This window comes from Streptomyces sp. NPDC001407, assembly GCF_042895325.1.
Lineage (GTDB): Bacteria > Actinomycetota > Actinomycetes > Streptomycetales > Streptomycetaceae > Streptomyces.
Map to the genome: position 1 here is coordinate 215,129 of NZ_JBIAWF010000004.1, position 22,286 is coordinate 237,414.

Here is a 22,286-nt window from a genome sequence, read left to right on the forward strand (position 1 = left end):
GCAACCCCAGCGCCACCGGAAGGGTCCCACCCATGAGCACCGCCACCCCCCGTCAGGCCACCCCCGCCACCAGCACGGGATGGCGCCTCGGCGACATCGTCGTACGCCGCGTCGACGAGATCGAACTGCCGCGCCAGACCGGACCGTGGCTGCTGCCGGACGCCACCAAGGAGGTGCTGGACGAGGCGTCGTGGCTGCGCCCCCACTTCGCCGACGCCGAGGTCCCGCGGCTGGCCAGCCACAGCTTCGCGGTGGAAGCCGGCGGACTGCGGATCGTCGTGGACACCGGCATCGGCAATGGCAAGACCCGTGCCAACCCGGCCTGGAACGGCCTCGACACCGACTTCCCGGAGCGGCTGGCGGCGGCCGGCTTCCCGCCCGAATCCGTGGACCTGGTGATCACCACGCACCTGCACACCGACCACGTCGGCTGGAACACCCGCCTCGCCGGCGAGGACTGGGTCCCCACCTTCCCCAACGCCCGCTACGTCACCAGCCGCACCGAATGGGACCACTGGGCCGCCACCGACCTGGACGAGGCCCGCGCCCAGGTGTTCCGCGACTCCGTCCACCCCGTCCGCGACGCCGGACAGTACGACCTCGTGGACGTGCCCGAGCAGGGGCACGAAGTGGCGCCGGGCGTCCTCCTGGTCCCCGCCCCGGGGCACACCCCGGGGCAGGTCGCCGTCGAACTGCGCGGCAGCGACCGGCGGGCACTGATCACCGGCGACAGCATCCACCACCCCGTGCAACTGTCCCACCCCCACGTGCACAGCTGCGTCGACATCGACCCCGCCCAGGCGATCCGCACCCGCGCCCGGCTGCTCGACGGCGTGGCGGACACCGACGCGCTGCTCCTGGGCACGCACTTCCCGCGGCCCACGGCCGGCACCGTCCGCCGGGAGCACGGCCGCTACCGGCTGCTCGCCGAGCACGGCGGCGAGATCCCGGCCACCGAGGCCTGACCACACGACCGGTCTCCCGCGACCGGCGGTGTCCGGTCACACACGCACGAGCCAGCGGACCGGACAGCCGTGCCATCGAGCTGTCGCGGCACCGGGCAGCCGAGGCATTTGCAGCCACCTGACGCAAATCCTTGGCCTTTAGCGCCTTCGGATACCCCGCCGCCTCACTCTCGACCAAGAAAGAGAAGGTCCATGACCGCCGCCGAACTCACACCGCCGGAGGCCGCCCGCTGGGCCGCCCGCGCCGGGCTTGTGCTGCCCGCAGAACACCACGCCGCGGTCGCCGCCGTCGCCGACCACATCCACGGCGTCGTCTCCGTCCTGCGTGAGCTGGACTTCGCGGACGTCCCGCCCGCCGCCGCCTACCGCGCCGGACAGGAGCCGCACGATGCAGCCGTATGAGCTGTCCCTCGCCGCCGCCGCGGACGCGATCCGTGCCCGGCGACTTTCCCCCGTCGAACTGGTCGACTCCGTCCTCGACCGCATCGAGAAAGTGGAACCGCACCTCGGCGCCTACGTCACGGTCACCGCGGAGCAGGCCCGCCGGGCGGCGGGCGAGGCCGAACACGAAGCGGCGCACGGCCGTTACCGGGGACCCCTGCACGGCATCCCGATGGGACTCAAGGACCTCATCGACGTCGGCGGGATGGCCACCACGGCCAGCTCCCGGGTACGCGCCGGCCATCGCGCGCCGGCGGACAGCACGGTCGCCGCGCGTCTGAGCGCGGCCGGCGCGGTCCTGCTCGGCAAGACCCACACCCACGAGTTCGCCTTCGGCCTGACCACTCCGCAGACCCGCAACGCCTGGGACCACGGCCGCGTCGCCGGTGGTTCCAGCGGCGGCTCCGCGGTCGCCGTCGCCTCGGGCGCCGCGACCTTCGCCCTGGGCACCGACACCGGCGGGTCCATCCGGGTGCCCGCCGCGCTCAACGGGGTGGTCGGCCTCAAGCCGACCTACGGTCTCGTCCCCCGCCACGGCGTCACCTCCCTGTCCTGGTCGCTGGACCACGTCGGCCCCATCACCCGCACCGTCGAGGACGCCGCCCTCGTCCTGACCGCGCTGGCCGGACACGACCCGCGCGACCCCGCCTCGCTGTCCGTGCCCGCCACGGACTACCGGCCCGGTGCCGGCACGGATCTGACGGGGCTGCGCATCGGACTGCCGCGCACCTACTACTTCGACAACGTCGACCCGCGTGTGGAGACCGCCGTCCGGCACGCCGTCGGACAGCTGGAAACCCTGGGCGCACGGCTCGTCGAGGTCGACATCCCGATGACCCGCTACATCCAGGCCACCCAGTGGGGCCTGATGGTGCCCGAGGCCGGGGCCTATCACGAGAGCAGCCTGCGCACGGTCCCCGAGCTGTACCAGGAGGACGTCCGCATCCTCCTGGAGGCGAGCGAGCTGATGAGCGCCGGGGACTACGTACGCGCGCAACGCGCCCGCACGCTCATGCGCGCCGAGTGGGCCCGCACCCTGGAGGAGGTCGACGTGATCGCCGCCCCGAGCGTCCCGATGACCGCGGTCGGCGCCGACGAGGAGACGGTCACCTGGCCCGATGGCACGGTCGAGGGCGTCTCCGACGCCTACGTACGCCTCTCCGCCCCCGCCAACATCACCGGGCTGCCGGCCCTGACCGTTCCGGCCGGCCACGACCCGGCCGGCATGCCCATCGGCATGCAACTGCTCGGCCGCCCCCTCGGCGAGCCCACACTCCTGCGGGTCGGCCACGCCTACGAACAGACACAGCCGGCCCGGGAACTCGCCACGGCGGCCTGAGCGTGGCAGGCCCTTGGCGCCCGCCCCGGCGCTGCGGGCCTGCCGGACGTTCTCAGGCAGGCCCGCGGCCGTCGCATCGGCCCGGCGCGGGGCGCATCCGTCGGATACACACGCGAGTCGCGCACGACTGGCCCGGATGGTTGTCCTCCGGCCAAGAGATGGCAATGATTTTCATCTGGCGTTGATATGAAAATCGTTTCCATTTACGTTCGTGGGTGAGTCACGCACGCCGGAGCGCACCACAGCGCCCCCGGTACCGCCCGAAGGAGCCGCAATGCCCGCCACGCCCCGCTTTCCACGACCATCCGCACGGACCGCCCTCGTCGCCGCCGTGGCGGTCCTGACGGCCGTGACCGCCACGGCCTGTTCCACCTCGTCGTCCTCGGACTCGAAGGGGAGCGGCAGCACGTCGGGCGCGAGCGGTTCCGGCTCGGGCAAGAAGATCGAGGTGGTGGCGGCGGAGAACTTCTGGGGCAGCATCGCCACGCAGCTCGGCGGCGACCGTGTGCACGTCTCCAGCATCATCAGCAACCCCGACACCGACCCGCACGACTACGAGCCGAAGGCCGCCGACGCCCGCACGGTGGCCGGTGCCCGGTACGCGATCGTCAACGGGGTCGGCTACGACGCCTGGGCCGACAAGCTCCTCGCCGCCAACCCGGCAGGTGCCCGCACCGAGTTGAAGGTCGGCGACCTCCTCGGCGTCAAGGAAGGCGGCAACCCGCACCGCTGGTACGCGCCGGACGACGTCCACAAGGTCATCGAGAAGATCACCGACGACTACAAGAAGGCCGACCCCGCCGACGCCGCCTACTTCGACCAGCGCAGGACCGCCTACGAGACCAAGGACCTCGCCCCGTACACCAAGCTCATATCGGAGATGAAGAGCAAGTACGCGGGCACGCCGATCGGCGCCTCGGAGTCCATCGTCACCCCGCTCGCCGAGGGGCTCGGGCTGAAGATGCTCACCCCCGAGAGCTTCCTCGACGCGATGAGCGAGGGCACCGACCCCACGGCCAAGGACAAGGCCACCATCGACGAACAGATCAAGAACAAGCAGATCAAGGTCTACATCTACAACTCCCAGAACTCCACGCCCGACGTGCAGGCCCAGGTCAAGGAGGCCAAGGACGCGGGCATCCCGGTGGCCACCGTGACCGAGACCCTCGCCCCGGCCGACGCCACCTTCCAGCAGTGGCAGACCACCCAGCTCCAGGGCATCGAGGCGGCCCTGGCCAAGGCCGCCGGGCGATGACCGAGGCCATGGAACCGGCGGGCCCGGCCGCCCGGGCCCGGCCCCCTGCCTCCCGGCAGGCGGCCGAACCCGTGCTCGAGCTGCGCGATGCCGCCGTGCGGGTGGGCGGCCGCACCCTGTGGTCGGGGGTGAACCTCACCGTCGGACCGGGGGAGTTCACCGCTGTCCTCGGCCCGAACGGCGTCGGCAAGTCCACCCTGATCAAGGCGCTGCTCGGTGCGCTGCCGGTCGCGGCCGGCGAGGTGAGGGTCCTGGGCGCCCGGCCCGGTCGAGCCGGGCACCGCATCGGCTATCTGCCGCAGCGCCGCAGTTTCGACGCCTCGATGCGGATCCGCGGCACCGACGTGGTCCGCCTGGGCCTGGACGGCGACCGCTGGGGCGTACCGCTGCCCGTTCCCGGCCCGCGTCGCAGGGCCGCCCGCGAACGCGTCGCCGAGGTCATCGAGTTGGTGGGGGCGAGTGCCTATGCCCACCGGCCTGTCGGGGAGTGCTCCGGCGGCGAACAGCAGCGGCTCCTCATCGCGCAGGCTCTCGTCCGCCGACCGCGACTGCTGCTGCTGGACGAGCCGTTGGACAGCCTCGACCTCTCCCACCAAGGCGGCGTCGCCGCGTTGACCGGACGTATCTGCCACCAGGAGGGCGTGGCCGTGGTGATGGTGGCACACGACGTGAACCCGATACTGCACCACCTCGACCGGGTCGTGTACCTCGCCGAGGGCGGCTCCGCCACCGGCACTCCACAGGACGTGATCACTTCCGAGACCCTGACGGGACTGTACGGCACACCGGTCGAGGTGCTGCGGGCATCCGACGGGCGGCTCGTGGTGGTCGGGCGGCCGGAGCGGACCGAGGACGGTCATGCCGGCTGACCCGCTTCTGTCGTGGAATCTCGTGGGCGACGTGCGGCAGATGTGGTCGTACCCCTTCATGGTCAACGCCTTCCGCGCGGGCGCGATCGTGGCCGTGGTCTCCGCCGTGGTCGGGTGGTTCGTGGTGCTGCGGCGGCAGACCTTCGCGGCGCACACCGTCTCCACCGTCGCGTTCCCCGGCGCCGCCGGGGCCGTGCTCCTCGGGGTCAGCGCGGTCTCCGGCTACTTCACGGCCTGTCTCGCCGCGGCCCTGGTCATCGCGGCCCTGCGCGGCGCCGGCGACCGTGACGAATCCGCGCTGACCGGAACCGTCCAGGCGTTCCTCCTCGCCTGCGGGTACCTCTTCACCGCCCTCTACAAGGGGCTGCTGGAGGGGCCGCAGACGATCCTCTTCGGCACCTTCCTCGGCATCACCACCACTCAGGTGACCGTCCTGCTCGGCGTGGGGGTGGCCGTGCTCACGGTGCTGGCGCTCATCGGGCGGCCGCTGCTGTTCGCCTCCGTCGACCCACGGGTCGCGGCCGGGCGCGGTGTCCCGGTGCGGGCGCTGTCCATCGCGTTCCTCGTGCTGCTCGGGGCCGCGACCGCCGAGGCGAGCCAGATCACGGGCACGCTGCTGGTCTTCGCCCTGATGGTGATCCCCGCCGCCACCGCGCAGACCCTCACCGCCCGTCCGGTGGCGAGCCTGCTGCTGGCCGTGGTGCTGGCGCTCGCGGCCACCTGGGCGGGGCTGATCGCCGCCTACTACTCGCCCTATCCGCTGGGGTTCTTCGTGACCTCGTTCGCCTTCGCCGGATACGTACTCGCCCTGGGAGCCGCTCGGGGAGCGCGTGCGTTGCGCGCCGCCTTGCCGGGCCGGCCGGCCGGGGAGGCCGCCTCATGACCGCGCTGTCCCAGCCGTTCTTCCAGCACGCCCTCCTCGCCGGGACGCTGATCGCGGCCGCGTGCGGCATGGTCGGCTACTTCCTCGTGCTGCGCGCCCAGGTCTTCACCGCCGACGCGCTGAGCCATGTCGCGTTCACCGGCGCCATGGCCGCCCTCGCCATCGGCTACGACCTGCGGCTGGGGCTGTTCGCCGCGACGATCGCCATCGCGCTGCTCTTCGGCGCGCTCGGCCGCCGGGCCCGCCCGGACGACGTCGTCACAGGGAGCGTCTTCTCCTGGGTGCTCGGCCTGGGCGCGTTCTTCGTCACCCTCTACACCACCTCCCGCAGCACGGCCGACGGCACCGCGGGCGTCAGCGTCCTGTTCGGCTCGGTCTTCGGCATCTCGGCGGCCCACGCGTCAACTGCCGCTTTGCTGGCCGCGGGCGTCTGCCTGCTGATGCTGATCGCCGCCCGGCCGCTGCTGTTCGCGACGGTGGACGAGGCGGTGGCCGCGGCCCGGGGCGTCCCGGTCCGGCTGCTCGGCTACGGCTTCCTCGCCGTGGCCGGGGCGAGCGCGGCCGAGGCCACCCAGGCGGTCGGCTCCCTGCTGCTGATCGGCCTGCTCGCCGCCCCGGCCGGAGCCGCGATCCGGCTGACCGACCGCCCGTACCGGGCACTGGTCCTCTCCGTGTGCCTCGCGGTGACGGAGATGTGGGCGGGACTGTTCGCCTCGTACGCGGTACCGCGGATGCCACCGAGCTTCGCCGTCATGGCCACCGCCACCGCCGTCTACGCCGCCACTTTCCTCGTACGGCGCCCCGTCCCGCGTACTCGCTGAGACACGAGCGGAGGAACACCGCGATGGCGGACCACTGGCCGCACACCACCGTCCACGACATGGCACTGATCGGCCGTGCCACACAGCAGCGCGCCGTGGTGCTGGGAGCCCTGGTCGTGGTGGAAGGCTTCATCAGCGCCCAGGCCCTGTACAAGCGGCTGGTGGACGACGGCTCACCCGTCGGCCTCTTCACCGTCTACCGCACTCTCACCGCGCTCGCCGAGGCCGGCCGTGCGGACGTCTTCCGCGACGCCAACGGCGAGCGGCTCTTCCGCCACCGCCCCGGCCCCGGCCACCGTCACTATCTCGTCTGCGCCGAGTGCGGCCTCAGCCTGCCCGTCGAATCCGGCCCGGTGGAGAAATGGGCGGACCGGATCGCCCGGACCTCGGGGTTCAAAGATGTCCGGCACGCCGTCGAGCTCTCCGGCGTCTGCCCGGACTGCGGCCGGGAGGCGGATCGGGCACCGGCACCCTGAAGGTCAGTGGTCGTCCCAGTGCCCGTCGTGCTGGGCGTGACGGTGCCCGTCGTGGACGTAGTCCATGTGGTCGCCGTGCGGCACGGCGACGTGCCCGCACCCCGCGCCGTGCTGGTGGGTGTGCTCCTGGTGGACGGCGTGGCCGGTGGGCTCGCACTCGTCGGTGTGGTCCTCGTGCACGCGGTGCAGGTGCCCGTCGTGGACGTAGTCGATGTGGTCGCTGTGCGGCACGGCGACGTGCCCGCAGCCCGCGCCGTGCTGGTGGGTGTGGTTCGCGTGAGAAGTGTGCGTGCTGGTCAGCATGGCCAAGCCTTCTTCCTCCCCCGTGAACGGATGTGTCCGGTGGGAGAGCCTGCCCTTCCAGTGTCAATCATGCCGGTGATTCACGAAAGGTGGCGGAAGTCGGCCAGAAACGCGCCACTCGGCAGACGGCGACGCGGGCATCGGGCGGCCACTGCCTCGATGCGGTCGTCGCACCTCTTGCGGCCGTGAACCGGCAGGGTGTTCGCTCGATGGGAGCCTCAAAAATGAAGCCCCACAAGTGAAGAAGGAGCGCTGATCATGACCGTTCACGCGCCGACCTCGACGTGCAGCTCAGACTGCCAGTGTGGTCCCGGCTGCAACTGCGGATGCCAGTCCGGCGGTCCCTGCCAGTGCGGCGGTTAGCCGAACACCGCTCGCCGAGTGCCGTCCCGCCGGGGCAACCCCGGCGGGACGGCTGAGGCCCGGGGCCCGCGCCTCAGGCGTGGGCTGTCTCGAGCCCGTGATCGTGCTCGCAGACGGCGTCGTCCAGCCCGTGGGCGTCCCAGGCGGGGAAGGGATCCGACCATGGCGTCATGGGCTCATCCGGCCGTACGAGGCAGGCGGAGAGCGCCCGTTGCAGTGCGTCCGGGCGCAACGCGGTGCCGATGAAGACGAGTTCCTGGCCCTGCCCGCCCGGCTCGCGGGCGCCGGCGGGCTCGAAGCGGGCCACGGAGCCGGCCTGCGACCACAGCCCGGTCACCCGGTCACGTCCGGCCAGCCAGAAGAACCCCTTGGAGCGCAGCACTTGGCCATAGGCGCCGGAGTCGAGCTCCTCGGTGACGAACGCCCACAGCCGCCCCGGGTGGAAGGCCCGCTCGGCGCGGAAAACCGTCGAGGAGATGCCGTACTCCTCGGTCTCGGGTGTGTGGTCGCCGTTGAGCTCCCTGACCCACCCGGGCGCCTGCTGGGCACGCTCCAGGTCGAAGAGGCCGGTGCTGAGGACGGCCGACGGGTCCACCCGGCCGTGCTCGGCCGGCACGATGCGAGCGGCCGGATTGAGGCGGGCGAGCGCCGCCCGGAGCCGGCCGGCGTCCGCCGCGTCCACCAGGTCGAGCTTGTTGACCACGATGACGTCGGCGAACTCGATCTGGTCCATGAGGAGATCGCTCACCGTCCGCTCGTCCTCCTCGTACTGGTCGAGCCCGCGCTCGGCCAGGCCGTCGCCGCCTTCGAGTTCGGGGAGGAAGTTCGCGGCGTCCACGACGGTGACCATGGTGTCGAGCCGGGCCAGGTCGCCGAGGGTGGCGCCGTCGTCGCGGGGGAAGGCGAAGGTGGCGGCGACGGGCATCGGTTCGGAGATCCCGCTCGACTCGATGAGCAAGTGATCGAAGCGGCCTTCGCGGGCCAGCCGGTCCACCTCCTGGAGGAGGTCGTCCCGCAGGGTGCAGCAGATGCAGCCGTTGGTCATCTCGACCAGGCGCTCCTCGGTCCGCGACAGCGCGCCTTCTCCGCCGCGCACCAGCGCGGCGTCGATGTTGATCTCGCTCATGTCGTTGACGATCACGGCGACGCGCAGCCCGTCGCGGTTGGTGAGGACGTGGTTGAGCAGGGTCGTCTTGCCCGCGCCGAGGAAACCGGAGAGGACGGTCACCGGCAGCCGGTGATCAGCAGCCATGGCCCGTCAGCCCTCCGGGCGCAGCAGCCCGCGCTCGTACGCCTTCACCAGACGCTGCGGCACCAGATGCGCGGCGCCCTCGACGGTGACCGGCACGAGCTGGGTCGTGCTCGCCTTCCACTGGGCGCGGCGGTGGCGGGTGTTGGAGCGGGACATCTTCCGCTTGGGCACGGCCATGGGAAAGGAACCTCCGTCGTCGTTGCGTGGCGGTCACGTTACATGAAAATGGAAACCGTTACCAATTGGTGAGGGGTCTACACGCGGGCGCCATGAAGAAGGCGGCCCTGTCGCCCCCACCATGCGCAGATGCCCGCCCATTGCCCGGGCGGCTGGCGAGCGGGCAAGGTGAGGGACCCTGCGGGTTGCCGTGTCGAGGGAGCTGACTGTGTGGGATCCGTGTGTCCGGACGGCCGGTGCAAGGCGTTCGCGGCCCAGGCCGACGGCGCGGCCTGGGCGGAGGGCTCCGGCGTACTGGTGCTGGAACGGCTCTCCCACACCCGGGAGCACGGGCGCCCGGTCCTCGCCGTGATCGCCGGTTCGGCGGTGAACCAGGACGGCGCGAGCAACGGCCTGACCGCACCCAACGGGCTCGCACAGCAGCGCGTGATCCGGAAGGCCCTGGCCGATGGAGAATTGACGTCCAGTCAGGTCGATGTGGTCGAGGCGCACGGAACGGGCACACCGCTGGGCGACCGGATCGAGGCCGAGGCTCTGTACGCCGTGCACGGCGACCGTGACGAGGGGCGGCCGCTGTGGCTGGGCTCGGTCAAGTCGAACATTGGGCACACCCAGGCCGCCGCCGGGGTCGCCGGCGTCATCAAAACGGTCCAGGCGCTGCGGCACGGCCTGCTGCCGCGTACTCGGCACACCGACCTGGTGTCCCCGCCGGTGGCCGGAGAGGCCGACGGCGTACGGCTGCTGCTGGCGCCCCGACCGTGGCCGCGCTCCGGCCGGATCCGCAGGGCCGGGGTGTCGGCCTTCGGGGTCAGCGGCACCAACGCCCACGTGATCCTGGAAGAGGCACCCCTTGAGCCCTCTGCCCCGGCCGAGGACGCAGAGCGGCCGGGTGGTGACCGGGCACTGCCCTGGGTGCTGTCCGCCCGGAGCGCCCCGGCCCTGCGCGACGTGGCGCTGCGGCTGATACCGATTGCCGAGTCCGCGGATGCGTTTCATGCGGGCCGGTCCCTGGTCACTTCCCGGCCGTCGTCCTTCGAGCACCGCGCGGTGGTCGTCGCCCGCCAACGGGCCGAGTTGCTCGCCGGGTTGCGCGGCATCGCCGACGGCACCCTGCCCGCCCACGCGGTCGGCGGCCCGGCCCGCCCGGAAACCGGCGGCACGGTCTTCGTCTTCCCCGGACAGGGCTCCCAGTGGGGCGGACCTGCTGACCGAGTCGGAGGTGTTCGAGCGGTCCTTGGTGGCCTGTGAGGAAGCCCTCGCACCGCACATCGACTGGTCCGTGCGCGCTGTCCTGCGCAGGGAAGCCGGTCAGCCGCCACTGAGCCGCGTCGACGTCGCACAGACGTCCCTGTTCGCCGTGATGGTCGCGCTGAGCGCCCAGTGGCAATCGCTGGGGGTGCGCCCGGACGCGGTGGTAGGGCACAGTCAGGGGGAGATCGCCGCCGCGTGTGTGGCCGGCGCCCTGTCGCTGGCCGACGCGGCCAAGGTCGTCGCCCGGCGGGCCGCCGCCGTCCGGGAGTTGCCGAGGGGACGGATGGCGGCCGTTGCCCTGTCCCGGGACGAAGTGCGCGGTCGTCCGGGCGTCGACCGGGGGAGGCCGTGGCTCGCAGCCGACAACGGCCCTCGTTCAACCGTGATTTCCGGGGAACCCGATGCCATCTGCGCCCTCCTCGACGAGCTCGGTGCACAGGGCATCCGAGCAACCGGCCTCGCCGTCGACTACGCCTCCCACAGCGCCCACGTGGACGGCCTCCGGGAACGCCTGTCGGAAGCACTCGACGGCCTCCGGCCCCGCCCCGCGCGGACGCGGTTCTACTCCACCGTCGAGCCGGGCCCGCTGGACACGAGGCGGCTGACTTCCGCGTACTGGTACCGGAACCTGCGCCGCCCGGTCGAGTTCCACAGCGCGGTCCGAGCGCTGCTGCAAGACGGCTTCTCCCGCTTCATCGAGGTCAGCCCCCATCCGGTCCTCACCTACCCGGTTCTGGAGACCGCCGAGTGGGCCGGCAGGTCCGTCTCCGTGGTGGGAAGCCTCCGCCGGGGCAAGGGTGACGAACGGCGCTTTCTGCTCTCCGCGGCGGAGGCGTACTGCAACGGCGTCCCGGTGGCCTGGAAGAACGTCTTCAGCGGTCGCGGGGCCCGACACCTCGACATCATCCCTCAGGAAGAACTGCACCCATCTGTGACTTGGCAGAGTGCGAGATCTGTACTCCATTGGGAGCGATGCCCGCTTGTGCGCGGACAACAATCGCGCCACGAATTCAGCAATCAGAACTGGCCACTCGTTAGATATCTCTTCCGCCACTGCATGCTCAACTACCCCACGCGTGTGGCGGAATGTCCTTGCCGTACTCGACACCGGTCTACAGGTATGGGATAGTCGGTTCAGATGTATCTCGTTCAACAGAATCAGGCTTTGTCGCGGGGTTGTGGGTTTACAAACGTGTACGTCCAGGAAGTTGCGCAGGTCCCCTGGCGTTAAGGAGCGTGAGTTGCCTATTTCCAGGCGCTTGATCTCGCCCGAGGGACGCATCTGGGAGACAGGCGAAATCGTGGCCCGCATAGTCGGTGCCGCCGAACTTCTCGCGCGCCGCGGCATCGAACCCGGTTCGCGGGTGATGATGAGCAGTGCCAATTCCCCGGAATGGGTGGTCGATCTGCTCGCACTCATTCACCTCGACGCCTCGGTGGTCCTGGCCGATCATCGAGCCACCCCGTCACAGCGGTCGCGGATCCGCGCGCAGGCGCGCGTGGTGCTCGAAATCAGCGACAGTACGGGCAACGCCGCGGCGCCACAGCCGGCTTCGAACACGGCGGCCATGCCCGATGTCGCGAACTGGGCGCGGCGCCAGGACGCCGCGATCTCGTGGTCGTCGGGTACGACGGGCAGCCCCAAGGGAATTGTTCGCTCCGGTCGCTCGATTCTGGACAACCTCGCACTCAGCGCGGAACGAATGGAGTACCGGCCCGACGACGTCTTCCTCCCCGTCCTGCCGTACTCCCACCAGTACGGTCTTTCGCTGGTCCTCTGCTGGTGGCTGGGCGGAGGCACGCTCGTGGTCTACGGGCCGGCCACGCGCCTGGACCGTGCGCTCGCGGTCGGCGTGGACCACGGCCTCTCCATCGTGGACGGGGCCCCGTCGACCTATTACAGCCTGCTCAACTTGCTCGACCGCCGTCCCGCTCTCGCGAAGACGCTGGAGACGGTACGAGCCTGGTGCGTGGGCGGCGCGCCGCTGGGACGCAACCTTGCGGCCCGGTTCCACGCCCGCACAGGCCGGCACCTGCTCGACGGCTACGGAGCGACCGAGGTGGGAAACATCGCGCTGGCGCCCCGTACCGATCCAGTCGGATGCGGCACGCCGCTGCCCGGCGTGGTCGTCGAAGTCCACGACGACCACGGCAGGCCGCTTCCCCACGGCCGGCTCGGCGAACTCGTGGTACGCAGCGACGGCCTGATGACCGGTCACCTGGGCGATGACGGTGAGATCATCCAGGTTTCGGGTCCCGTTCACCGCACCGGCGACATCGGCATGCTCGACGACGCCGGCCGGGTCTTCCCGGTCGGGCGCAAGCACGCCGTGCACCGTGACGGCCACACGCTCTATCCCGACCACCTCGCCGAGCGGGCCGAGTCGGCGGGCGCGCGGACGGAGGTCGTCGCCGTCCCCGACGAGCGTCTGGGCTGCCGCCTGGTGTTCGTGATCGCCGACCCGGACGATCGCGATCCCGCGTACTGGAAACGGGTGCTGCGCCCCGTGCTCGCCCGCTATGAGCAGCCGGACCACATCGTCGTGCTTCCCGCGTTGCCTCTCACGAGCACGGGAAAGCCCAACCTGGCCGTTCTGGAGAAGATCGCCATGACTTCGCTGCCCGCGTCGCACCGTATGACCGCTGACGGAACCGTGTCCGGCTCGGCCGTCAGCGCGACCGACTACCGCATTCCCTTCGGTAATCGCGTCGATGAGCTGCGCGCGGTGCGCAGGTATGTGGCCGACAACGAAGACGCGGTGATGAGAATTCTCACCGAAATATCGCCCCACCACACCGCGAGCGCGGAGATTCGTTCGTTCCTCGCCACCCTCGACGGTGCGGAGCAGGAGATTCGCCGGGCCCGGCCCGGCCGCGTGCCCAGGGCCGCGGTCTTCATGCCCTCCAACATGCCGCTCTATTCCTACGCCCTTTACATGCTCGCGGCGTCCCTTTACACCGACGAAATCACCTTTCGGCCGTCTTCTGAGATCAAGAGCCAGATGCAACGCCTGCACGCCCTGCTGGCGCCGGTTCACGGATTGCCCGTCAAGCTTTTCGAACTCAGTCAGCGTAAGTTTGCGACGGGGCCGGTGCGCGAGGCGGACCTCATCGTCTTCACCGGGAATTACTCCAATGCCGAGACTGTCCGCGAAGGGCTGGAGGAAGACCAGCTCTTCCTCTTTTTCGGTCGCGGCATCAACCCCTTCGTGATCGCACCCGGCGCCGATCTCAAGCGCGCCGTACATGACCTCGCGAAAATCCGGCTCTACAACTCAGGCCAGGACTGCTTCGGTCCCGACGTCGTGTTCGTCCCGCAGGGCCTCACCGAGGACTTCGTCGACCTCTTGTCCGCGAAACTGACTTCGCTGCGGTTCGGGCAGAACAGCGACCCCGTCGCCGACTACGGTCCGATCCACTACGACTCGGCGCTGGTGAACTGCTCGGACTACCTGGTGCGCCATGCGCGTCACATCCGGCACGGCGGGCGCATCGATCTGCTGTCCCGCAGGATCGACCCGACCGTGCTGCTGTGGGGCTTCGACGACAAGATTCCCCTTGCCGAGATGTTCGCCCCGGTCTTCAACGTCGTGGCCTATCCCAGTGCGAGGCGGTTGCGCGAACGGTTGTCAGGCCCCTACTTCAGCGAACGCGCGCTGGGAGCAATGGTCTACGGAAACGATCCGGAGACGGTGCAAGTCCTGGCCAAGCGTCACCAGACCTGCGTCGACCACACGCTGCTCGACGCCGAGGACGGCAACCGCCCGTTCGGCGGATTCGGGATGCGGGCGAACTACCTCTCCTACGGCGGCGAGCGGCACGCCGAACCACTGCTCATGTCGCAGGCCGTGGCGCAGCATCTCCCGACGGCCGCCCCTGTCACGGTGGGTGGGAAATGACCCGGGAGCGCAAGCGGTACGCCGACGCGTGGTCCGCGGTCGTCGACTTGCTGGTGGCGAACGGGGTGGACACCTTTTTCGGGCTGCCCGGCGATGATCTGGAGTTGCTTCGCGCTCTCGACGCCGCCGGCCTGGACCTCGTGCCGTGCCGTGACCAGCGCAACGCGATGTACATGGCGACGGGCTACGCGCTGCAGTCAGGCCGGCTCGCCGTATGCGCACTGGGCAAAGGGCCGGCCGTCACACACGCGGCCACGGGGCTGCTCGAAGCGCGGGAGTCCGGGGCACCGGTCCTCGTGCTCGCCGCCGGCGTGCCCGAACGGCGCCGGGGCAGCGGCGGATTCCAGGAACTCGACCAGGTCGCAGTGACGGCGCCCCTCGTGAAGTGGGCGCACCGGGTGGGGCATCCGGACCGGGTCGTCCCCGCCACGGTGACGGCGCTGACCCGAGCTGTGGGGCCGCCGCCCGGGCCCGTGTACCTGGAGATACCCGATGACGTCCGCACGGCGGAGATCCTCGTCACCGGACCGCGGCCGACGCTGCCCGAACCACTGGTCCTCGACTCCGCTCCCGTGACGCCGGGACCGGCACTGGTGGCGATCCGCGCGAGCCGGCGTCCGGTGGTGCTGGTGGGTGGCGGAATGCGGCACCGCAACGACGACGGCGTGGTCGAGCGCTTCGCCGAGGGCCTCGGCGCGGCGCTGTTCACCACCGCGTCCGGCCGCGGTGCCGTGGACGAGCGCCACCCGCTGTTCTGCGGCGTGGCAGGACTCTACGCCGCGGCCCCCGCCCGCGAGTTGTGGTCGTCCTGTGACCTGGTGGTGTCGCTCGCCGGGCGGCTCGAGGAGACCGTCGTCGAAGGCGGAACGCCGTGGCCCCCGGTCGCGGTGGTCCAGGTCAACGTCGATCCGGGCGGGCTGTCCGCCGAGTTCCCGGGCCCGCGCGTGCTCGGAGACGCCCGGCACGCCGTGCTCGGCTGGTCGCGGGCGCTGGAGACGGACGACAAGGCCGAGCGCGCGGGCGCGACCGAGGTGTGGGCGAACAGGATCGCCGCCGCCCGTAAGGCCATGTCGCTCGAGGTGGAAGCGGAACTGGCCCGCGCGGCGGCGCTGCCGGGGATCCGCGTCGCCGAGCTGCTCGCCGCACTCGACGCCACCGCCGGCGAGCCCCGCGTGCTGGTCCAGGAGAACGGGCTGCAGGACATGTGGTCCTATTGCTTCCCCTTCCACGTCGGTGGCGGGTCCGTCGTGCCGTCGGAGCAGACCCCCTTGGGCTTCGGAGCGGCCGCGGCCGTCGGGGTCAAGCGGGCCGCCCCGGGCCATGAGGTCACCGCGTTCATCGGGGACGGAGCGTTCCTCGCGGCCCGCGCGGACATCGCCGTCGCGGCTCCGGCCCACGGCGGCGTTCTGTACGTGGTGCTGTGCAACGGAGGCTACGGCTGGCTGGACGCCCAGCGCGCCCGCCTCGGCCTGGACGCCGAACGCTATCCCTTCACCCGCCCGGGCGCGCCGCCGCCCGTGGTGGACGGGCCGGACATCCGCTGTCGAGTGCTGCGCGACAAGGCCGCGCTGACCGACGAGATTCTTGCCGCCCGGCGGTTCTGCGCACAGGGAGGCACAGCCGTGCTCATGGTGCCGGTCGCCCCCGACGACGTCGCCCCGCCTCTCCGCGACGCCGGGGTGGTTCCCCAGTGACAGACGCGAGGGAGCGCGGTGACGCCGGGCGCCGGGTGATGGTCACCGGGTACGGGGCAGTGACGCCGCTGGGCCACAGTGCCGACGAGACATGGGCGGCCATGCTGGCCGGGCGCAGCGGCATCGACACCGTGGACGCGATAGACGTGACCGGTCTCGGCGTCCGGATCGGCGGCCAGGTCCGCGGATTCACACCCAGCCGCTACATGCCCCCGACGGTCAGTCGCCGCGCCGACCCGTATGCGCAGTACGCCCTGGCCGCGGCGCTGGAGGCGTGCGAGCACGCCGGACTGGTCGTCGACGACCGCCTGGCACCGCGGGTCGCCGTGATCATTGGCAGCGGCTACGGCCCGGTGGGGTCGATCTACCGCGCCGCGAACACGCTGCGCGACAAAGGGCCACGGGCCATCAGCCCCTTCACCCAGGTCACGACCGCCATGGACAGCGCCGCTGGCGAGATCACCATGCGTCTGGGCACACAGGGCCCCAGCCGTGCCCAGAGCACGGCGTGCGCCAGCGGCGCGGACGCGGTGGGCGCGGGGATGCGCATGATCAGCCATGGGGAGGCCGACGTCGTCCTCGCCGGCGGTGCCGACGCCTGCGTCACCACCATCGACCTCGCGGGGAGCGGCAACGCCCGCGCGCTGTCCCGGCGCAACGACGACCCGACCGCGGCGTGCAGGCCGTTCGATGCGCATCGCGACGGGTTCGTGATGAGTGAGGGAGCCGCGGTGCTGGTGCTGGAGGCCGCCGAGGTGGCCGGCAGACGAGGGGCGCCGGCCCTGGCCGAACTCACGGGTTACGGGGCGAGTTCCGACGCTCATCACTGGACCGCCCCGCACCCGGAGGGACGGGGCGCGTGCCTCGCCGTCGAGGAGGCGCTGCGCGACGCGGGGATAACGGGGGCAGACGTGGACTACGTCAACGCGCACGGCACCGGGACGTTGCTGAACGACGCCACCGAGACCGCCGTCCTGCGCAAGGTGCTGGGTGATCGTGTCACCCGGATCCCGGTCAGCTCCACCAAGTCGATGACCGGTCACATGATCGGTGCCGCCGGAGCGGTCGAGCTCGTGGCCACGATCCAGGTCCTGCGCACGGGTGACGTCCCGCCGACGGTCAACTGCGACGAGCCGATCGACCCGGACATCAACTTCGTGCCGCACCGGACGCAGCACCACGAACGTATGCGGATCGCTCTCAGCAACTCGTTCGGCTTCGGCGGCCACAATGCCGCTCTAGTGGTCCGGGCAGTATGAGGTTCCGGCCCGAGCACCACCTTTCGGAACCGCCCCCGAGCCCCGCCACCGTCATCCGCAGCGGGCCGCTGACCTGGGTCCAGCAGTGGCACTGGTTCGAACGCACCATTCCCGCAGCACGGCGGGTGAACCCGACGCCGCTCGCCGACCACTGCCACGTCCCGTCCTCGGCAACCCTCGCCGACGTCCACGTGGCGCTCGCGTCCCTCACCGCCCGCCACGAGGCACTGCGCACCACTGTCGACCCGCTCCGCCCGGTACAACACGTCCACCGCGCGGACTGGGCCCCGCTGCCGGTCGACTGCGTCGACGTCCCCGCCGTCGACGCCGACACCCTGGAGGCTGCCACAGCGGCGCTGGCCGCCCGCCCGATCGATCCAGAGCGGAACCCGCCCTGGCTCGCCAGGGTGCTGCTCGAGGCAGGAAAGCCGCGTGCGGTCCTGATGGCCGCCCACCACGTCCTGATCGACGGATGGGGACTGGCGGTACTGATCGGCCAACTGCACGACGAGCTGCGCGGCGGCGACACACCGGCGGAGGCAGTGACGCACCCGCTCGACACGGTCGCGGCCCAGCCCCCGGAACGCGCCCGCGCAGCGGAGCGTGAGTGGCTCATGCGTCTCGCGAGCAACCCGACCGGCGTGCTGGCCCCGTTCGGCGGGACCGACAACGGCGAGGGGCGCCACCGCCTCCAGCACCGCTCGGTGGCCGCGTACGACGACCTCGACCGCGTCGCCCGGCGATATCGGATCAGTCCGGAGGCCGTTGTGCTCGCGGCACTGGCCCACGACGTCGCCACCCGCACCGGCGAACACCGATTTCTCGCGTCGGTGGTGGTCTCCAACCGGGCCCGGGCCGCTCTGCGGAACAGCGTCGGCGTCCGGGCCCTGACGGTTCCGGTACAGATCGATCTCCGCCCGGGCGCGGCGTTCGGCGAGGTGGCCGCCTCGGTCGCCGCCGCCTGCGCCGCTGCCTATCGGCACGGTCAGTGGCGCCCCGCGGAGCTGGTCGCCGCCCAGGCGCGCATGGACCGTCGCCGAGGTGTCGTGACCGTACCCACCATCGAGTACAACTGCTACTCATGGCCACGCGGCTACCTGCTCCCCGAGCGGAACACCCCGCCGGACGGGGCCACTTGGATCAGCAGCGCGCCTGACGAGCCCTGCGAGACGCTCTACGTCGACCTCAGCCGCGACGCGGGGGTCGTCACCCTCGATGTCACCGTCGGGGATCACCTGCTCGACGCCGGGCAGGCCTTGGCGTTGCCCGTCCGCCTGTGCGGTCTCCTGCGCGCGCTCGCCGACGGTGCCGAGTGCCCGGTCCCGGCGCGCTCGCTCACACCGGCCGCCCCCGGATGGTGGCGCGCCCCGCAGGGATGGGTGTGCTTGACCAAGGTCGAAGACGTGTTGCGCGGCCATCCCGGAGTGCACGACGTGACGGTGGCGCCCAGCGGGGACGCCGCGGGGGAAGGCGACGAACCGCACCTCGTCGCACATGCCCGCATCGCCCCCGAGGTCACCCCCGAGGACCTGCACCGCCACGTCCTGGAACACCTCGGCGAAGTGCCCGGTCTGGTGGCCCCGGGCCGCTACGTCCTGACCCCGGCCGACCTCGAACCCGGCCGTCCGTCCGGCCAGTTCTGCACCGCCACCGGCGAAACGGGAACCCTCCGGGTCCCGTTGCGCCCGCCCGCGACGCGCGCCGAACGGGCTCTGGCCGCCGCAGTGGCCGCTGTCGGACCCGGCGGTCTGGCGGTCGGCTCCCTCGACAGTCCTGACGCCGTGGACATGAACCGTTGCCTCGCCGACCACGGAGTCACCCTGGTCGCCGTCCCTCGTCTGCTGGCGCTGCTTCACCGGTCCGGCTTCACCGGGATCGCGTCGGACGAGCTGGCAGGAACGGCATCGCTCGGCCATCTTGCCGCAGCCATGGAGCCCTTACCTTCCCGCGCCCATCGTGGAGGAGACACCTCACCATGACCGCGTCCCGCGCCCCCGCAACGTCCGTGGACCGCCTGGCCCCTTGGGCCTTCGCCGCTTTCGTCGAGGCGCACACTCACGACACGGCCTACCGCCCGCCGGTGGTGGACGGCCCCGTCGGGCCGACCATCGTCCGCAACGGCCGTGAGCTGGTGAACTTCGCCAGTATCAGCTTCCTCGATCTGGAGCGCCACGTCCCGGTACGACGTCATTTCGCGGAGGGGGCGCTCGCCCACGGCTTGAGCACCAGCGGATCCAGGATGACCCAGGGGATCTGCCGCCCGCACCAGGTGCTGGAGGAGACGATCGCCCGCCACACGGGCAAGGAGCGAGCCATCAGCTTCGCCACGGGGCTCCTGGCCAACATCGGGTTCGTCCATGCCATGAGCAGTTCCGCGCACTTCGACGCCGGCATCGAGGTGCGTAATCGCGACACCGATTTCATCGTGGACCGTGACGTCCACTGGAGCATCTGGAAGGGCCTCGAGGGACTTGACTACGGCCGCAAGGTCCACGCGTTCCGGCACAACGACGTCTTGGACCTGGCACGCGTCCTGGACCGGGTCCGGGCCCGCAAGACCGTGGTGATCGCCGAGAGCATTTATTCGGCCGACGGCACCATGGGGCCGATCGTGGAGATTCTCGACGAGTGCGACCGTCACGGCGCCATCAGCATGATCGACGACGCGAACGGCTTCATGGTGTACGGGCCCGGGAACCGCCCGTACGCCCGGGAGGCGGCGGCGATCCGGGAGCGGGCCGACTTCGTCATGGTGTCACTGTCGAAAGCCATCGGTCTGGAAGGCGGCGCGATCGCCGGGCCGGCGGTGGCCATCGACGCCTTCGAACTGCTCTCCGGCACCTCGATGTTCACGGCCGCCATCCAGCCACCCACCGCTCACGCCGCCGTGCGCACGATCGACGCCCTCGCCGGCAATCCGGGGATCGTCGACGACTACTTGGCGCATGCCGCCCGCTTCCGCCGGCAGATGCACGAGGCGGGTACGCCGACGACGCCGACCGAGTCGTACATGCTCTCGGTGCCGATCGGGAACGACGCCGCCGCCCTGCAGATGCGGGAGTGGTTCGTCGAGGACGGCTACCTCGTACCCGTCTTCTCCTACCCGGCCGTCTCACGTAACCAGGCGCTACTGCGCTTGTTCCCGCACGCGGGCCACACCGAGGAGCAGATGGACGGCTTCCTGCGTACCCTCCTCGGCTACCGGCGGCGCCTCGGGATCTGACGTCCCCGTTGAAGGGTTCACCACAGGGAGCAGGTGGTCATGAGTGTCCTCGATCGCTTCCGGCTCGACGGTCGCGTCGCCGTGGTCACCGGAGCCTCCTCCGGGCTGGGTGTCGCCTTCGCCACCGCGCTGGCCGAGGCCGGCGCCGATGTCGTGCTCGGGGCGCGGCGCGTCGAGAGGCTGGAGGCTGTGCGCGCGGCCGTCGAGGGGCTCGGCCGCCGGGCCGTCGCCGTGCGTACCGACGTCGCCGAGCCGGAGGACTGCCGCGCGCTGGCCGACGCGGCTGTGCACGCCTTCGGGCGGTTGGACATTCTTGTCAACAACGCCGGGATCAGCAGTGAACACCCCGCGACCGAGGAGACACCGGAGCAGTTCCGCGAGGTCATCGACATCAATCTCAACGGCGCCTATTGGATGGCCCAGGCCGCGGGCGCGGTGATGCTGCCCGGCAGTGCCATCGTCAACGTCTCGAGCATCCTCGCGCTGGTCACGGGCGGTCTGCCGCAGGCCGCCTACTCGGCGTCGAAGGCCGGGCTTCTCGGGCTCACCCGCGATCTCGCCCAGCAGTGGACCCCGAGCAAGGGCATCCGCGTGAACGCCCTCGCGCCGGGCCTTTTCACCTCCCCGATGACCGACGGCTACGCCGAGGGCTACCTCGAGGCGGTGATGCCGCGGGTGCTTTCAGGCCGCGTCGGGCAGCCCGAGGAGCTCGCCGCGGCTCTGGTCTTCCTCGTCTCCGACGCGGCGTCCTACATCACCGGTACCACTTTGACGGTCGACGGGGGCACGCACATCGCATAGTGCCGTGCGGCGTGGCCGCATGGGGAACGCGGAGCGGCCGCAGGGCGATTGCCCTGCGGCCGCTGTGTGTGGCGTTGTGGGCCGGTGCAGTCGGTGGGCGGTTGCGCACGCGATGCGCTACGCGGCTTCGGTGATGATCCGCTCCACCGCGGGGGAGCGGGGCCGGAAGACGTCGAGGACGCCGATGGCGCGCAGGGCGGGAGCGAGTTCTCGCATCTGCGTGACGACGGCCGTGTGCTCGGGAGTGCCCTCGGTGAGGTCGTCCAGCCGGAGGGCGTTGGCGACGAATGCGGCCACCGAGCCCTTGCGGACGGTAAGTCCGTTCATCGCGGTCGAGTCGATCCCCTCGGGCAGGACGTCCTCGGGGCGTACGGCGGGCTGGTGCGGGTTCGTGGACGAGTGCGACATGGCCATCCTTTGCGTGTTGAATGCACGTGCTTTCTGCACGCATTCGAAGGTAGCAGGACTCCGTGCTTTTTGCACGTACCATCGAGGTGTGAGTGAGAAGACGCATGACAGCGCGTCCGCCGCCCGGGTGGCCGCGGCCATCGGGGCACTGACCCTGCGGGCCACCCGCGCCGGACTCTACGGCCGGCTGGCCTCCGGGGTGGAAGGCGTGGACGCCACGACCTACCCGGTACTGTCCGGGATCGCCCGCGTGGGCCCCGTCACCGCCACCAAGCTCGCCGAGGCGATCGGCATGGACCGCACCGTCACCACCCGCTACGCCACCAGGCTTCAGGAAGCCGGGCTGATCACCCGTCGCCCCGACCCCGCCGACGCCCGCGCCACCAGACTGGCCCTCACCGATGCGGGCGAGCATGCGGTCGCGGCGCTGCGAAGGGCTATGGAATCCTTCCTGGCCGAGGAGATGGCGGCATGGCCGCCGGGTGAGGCCGCCACCTTCGCCACGCGCCTGGAGCGCCTGACGGAGTCGCTCGCCCAGGGTGAGGCCGGCCGTCCGTCAGGGGCGGGCGGCTTGTCAGGGTGATCGACGAGCGTGCGGACGTGACCG

Annotated in this window: 21 protein-coding genes; 17 read left to right on the plus strand and 4 right to left on the minus strand. The window is 71.1% G+C overall.

From position 1 onward, the window contains the following. Positions 1-32 precede the first annotated feature (32 nt). The 8 genes from ACFY1P_RS08490 to ACFY1P_RS08525 all read left to right on the plus strand — a co-directional run bounded on the left by ACFY1P_RS08490 (position 33) and on the right by ACFY1P_RS08525 (position 7,049). Entirely contained in the window at positions 33-965 is a 933-nt protein-coding gene (locus tag ACFY1P_RS08490) for an MBL fold metallo-hydrolase (protein ID WP_390750165.1), read from the plus strand. 192 nt (positions 966-1,157) lie between these two features. After that, positions 1,158-1,367 (plus strand): hypothetical protein, encoded by a 210-nt coding sequence (locus tag ACFY1P_RS08495; protein ID WP_390750166.1) that lies wholly within the window; start codon positions 1,158-1,160, stop codon positions 1,365-1,367. After that, on the plus strand, positions 1,354-2,745 hold the full coding sequence (locus ACFY1P_RS08500; protein ID WP_390750167.1) for an amidase: 1,392 nt from the start codon (positions 1,354-1,356) through the stop codon (positions 2,743-2,745). Before ACFY1P_RS08495 ends, ACFY1P_RS08500 begins: the two co-directional genes overlap by 14 nt. Positions 2,746-3,019: 274 nt before the next feature. Continuing rightward, entirely contained in the window at positions 3,020-4,000 is a 981-nt protein-coding gene (locus tag ACFY1P_RS08505) for a metal ABC transporter solute-binding protein, Zn/Mn family (RefSeq protein ID WP_390750168.1), read from the plus strand. Then, positions 3,997-4,869 carry a metal ABC transporter ATP-binding protein gene (locus ACFY1P_RS08510; protein WP_390750169.1) on the plus strand — a complete coding sequence of 291 codons (873 nt, stop codon included), beginning with the start codon at positions 3,997-3,999 and terminating at the stop codon, positions 4,867-4,869. Before ACFY1P_RS08505 ends, ACFY1P_RS08510 begins: the two co-directional genes overlap by 4 nt. Then, positions 4,859-5,752, plus strand: a complete 894-nt coding sequence (locus ACFY1P_RS08515) for a metal ABC transporter permease (RefSeq protein ID WP_390750170.1) — start codon at positions 4,859-4,861, stop codon at positions 5,750-5,752. Before ACFY1P_RS08510 ends, ACFY1P_RS08515 begins: the two co-directional genes overlap by 11 nt. Further along, entirely contained in the window at positions 5,749-6,573 is an 825-nt protein-coding gene (locus tag ACFY1P_RS08520; RefSeq protein WP_390750171.1) for a metal ABC transporter permease, read from the plus strand. The genes ACFY1P_RS08515 and ACFY1P_RS08520 overlap by 4 nt, the downstream gene beginning before the upstream one ends. A gap of 23 nt (positions 6,574-6,596) precedes the next feature. Next, positions 6,597-7,049: a Fur family transcriptional regulator gene (locus ACFY1P_RS08525; protein ID WP_390750172.1), complete on the plus strand. Its 453-nt coding sequence runs from the start codon at positions 6,597-6,599 to the stop codon at positions 7,047-7,049. A 3-nt stretch (positions 7,050-7,052) separates the two neighbouring features. Here ACFY1P_RS08525 and ACFY1P_RS08530 read toward each other — a convergent pair whose 3' ends face one another. From ACFY1P_RS08530 to rpmF, 3 genes are all read right to left on the minus strand, one after another. After that, the gene (locus ACFY1P_RS08530) at positions 7,053-7,352 is read right to left on the minus strand and encodes a hypothetical protein (RefSeq protein ID WP_361521098.1); all 300 of its coding nucleotides are present in this window, start codon (positions 7,350-7,352) and stop codon (positions 7,053-7,055) included. 436 nt (positions 7,353-7,788) lie between these two features. After that, positions 7,789-8,967, minus strand: a complete 1,179-nt coding sequence (locus ACFY1P_RS08535) for a GTP-binding protein (protein WP_390750173.1) — start codon at positions 8,965-8,967, stop codon at positions 7,789-7,791. Between the two features lie 6 nt (positions 8,968-8,973). Further along, on the minus strand, positions 8,974-9,144 hold the full coding sequence (rpmF, locus tag ACFY1P_RS08540) for a 50S ribosomal protein L32 (protein ID WP_390750174.1): 171 nt from the start codon (positions 9,142-9,144) through the stop codon (positions 8,974-8,976). Positions 9,145-9,354: 210 nt separating this feature from the next. Here rpmF and ACFY1P_RS08545 point away from each other — a divergent pair, with 210 nt between their 5' ends. The 8 genes from ACFY1P_RS08545 to ACFY1P_RS08580 all read left to right on the plus strand — a co-directional run bounded on the left by ACFY1P_RS08545 (position 9,355) and on the right by ACFY1P_RS08580 (position 21,271). Further along, on the plus strand, positions 9,355-10,392 hold the full coding sequence (locus ACFY1P_RS08545; RefSeq protein ID WP_390750175.1) for a ketoacyl-synthetase C-terminal extension domain-containing protein: 1,038 nt from the start codon (positions 9,355-9,357) through the stop codon (positions 10,390-10,392). Beyond that, positions 10,364-11,524 (plus strand): acyltransferase domain-containing protein, encoded by a 1,161-nt coding sequence (locus ACFY1P_RS08550; RefSeq protein ID WP_390750176.1) that lies wholly within the window; start codon positions 10,364-10,366, stop codon positions 11,522-11,524. Before ACFY1P_RS08545 ends, ACFY1P_RS08550 begins: the two co-directional genes overlap by 29 nt. Positions 11,525-11,636: 112 nt before the next feature. Next, on the plus strand, positions 11,637-14,294 hold the full coding sequence (locus tag ACFY1P_RS08555; RefSeq protein ID WP_390750177.1) for an aldehyde dehydrogenase family protein: 2,658 nt from the start codon (positions 11,637-11,639) through the stop codon (positions 14,292-14,294). Continuing rightward, a complete protein-coding gene (locus ACFY1P_RS08560) occupies positions 14,291-15,988 on the plus strand; it encodes a thiamine pyrophosphate-binding protein (RefSeq protein WP_390750178.1) in 1,698 nt (565 codons plus the stop codon). Before ACFY1P_RS08555 ends, ACFY1P_RS08560 begins: the two co-directional genes overlap by 4 nt. Beyond that, complete coding sequence (fabF, locus tag ACFY1P_RS08565; protein ID WP_390750179.1) at positions 15,985-17,247, plus strand: beta-ketoacyl-ACP synthase II; 1,263 nt, start codon at positions 15,985-15,987, stop codon at positions 17,245-17,247. The genes ACFY1P_RS08560 and fabF overlap by 4 nt, the downstream gene beginning before the upstream one ends. Then, complete coding sequence (locus ACFY1P_RS08570) at positions 17,244-19,226, plus strand: condensation domain-containing protein (RefSeq protein WP_390750180.1); 1,983 nt, start codon at positions 17,244-17,246, stop codon at positions 19,224-19,226. The genes fabF and ACFY1P_RS08570 overlap by 4 nt, the downstream gene beginning before the upstream one ends. Next, positions 19,223-20,470: an aminotransferase class I/II-fold pyridoxal phosphate-dependent enzyme gene (locus ACFY1P_RS08575; RefSeq protein WP_390750181.1), complete on the plus strand. Its 1,248-nt coding sequence runs from the start codon at positions 19,223-19,225 to the stop codon at positions 20,468-20,470. Before ACFY1P_RS08570 ends, ACFY1P_RS08575 begins: the two co-directional genes overlap by 4 nt. Positions 20,471-20,509: 39 nt before the next feature. Continuing rightward, the gene (locus ACFY1P_RS08580; RefSeq protein WP_361521121.1) at positions 20,510-21,271 is read left to right on the plus strand and encodes a glucose 1-dehydrogenase; all 762 of its coding nucleotides are present in this window, start codon (positions 20,510-20,512) and stop codon (positions 21,269-21,271) included. Positions 21,272-21,388: 117 nt separating this feature from the next. On the opposite strand, the gene ACFY1P_RS08585 is transcribed toward ACFY1P_RS08580, so the two are convergent. Then, positions 21,389-21,679 (minus strand): hypothetical protein, encoded by a 291-nt coding sequence (locus tag ACFY1P_RS08585; protein WP_361521124.1) that lies wholly within the window; start codon positions 21,677-21,679, stop codon positions 21,389-21,391. An 88-nt stretch (positions 21,680-21,767) separates the two neighbouring features. On the opposite strand from ACFY1P_RS08585, the gene ACFY1P_RS08590 reads away from it, so the two are divergent. Further along, on the plus strand, positions 21,768-22,262 hold the full coding sequence (locus ACFY1P_RS08590; protein WP_361521126.1) for a MarR family transcriptional regulator: 495 nt from the start codon (positions 21,768-21,770) through the stop codon (positions 22,260-22,262). The last annotated feature ends 24 nt before the right edge of the window (positions 22,263-22,286 follow it).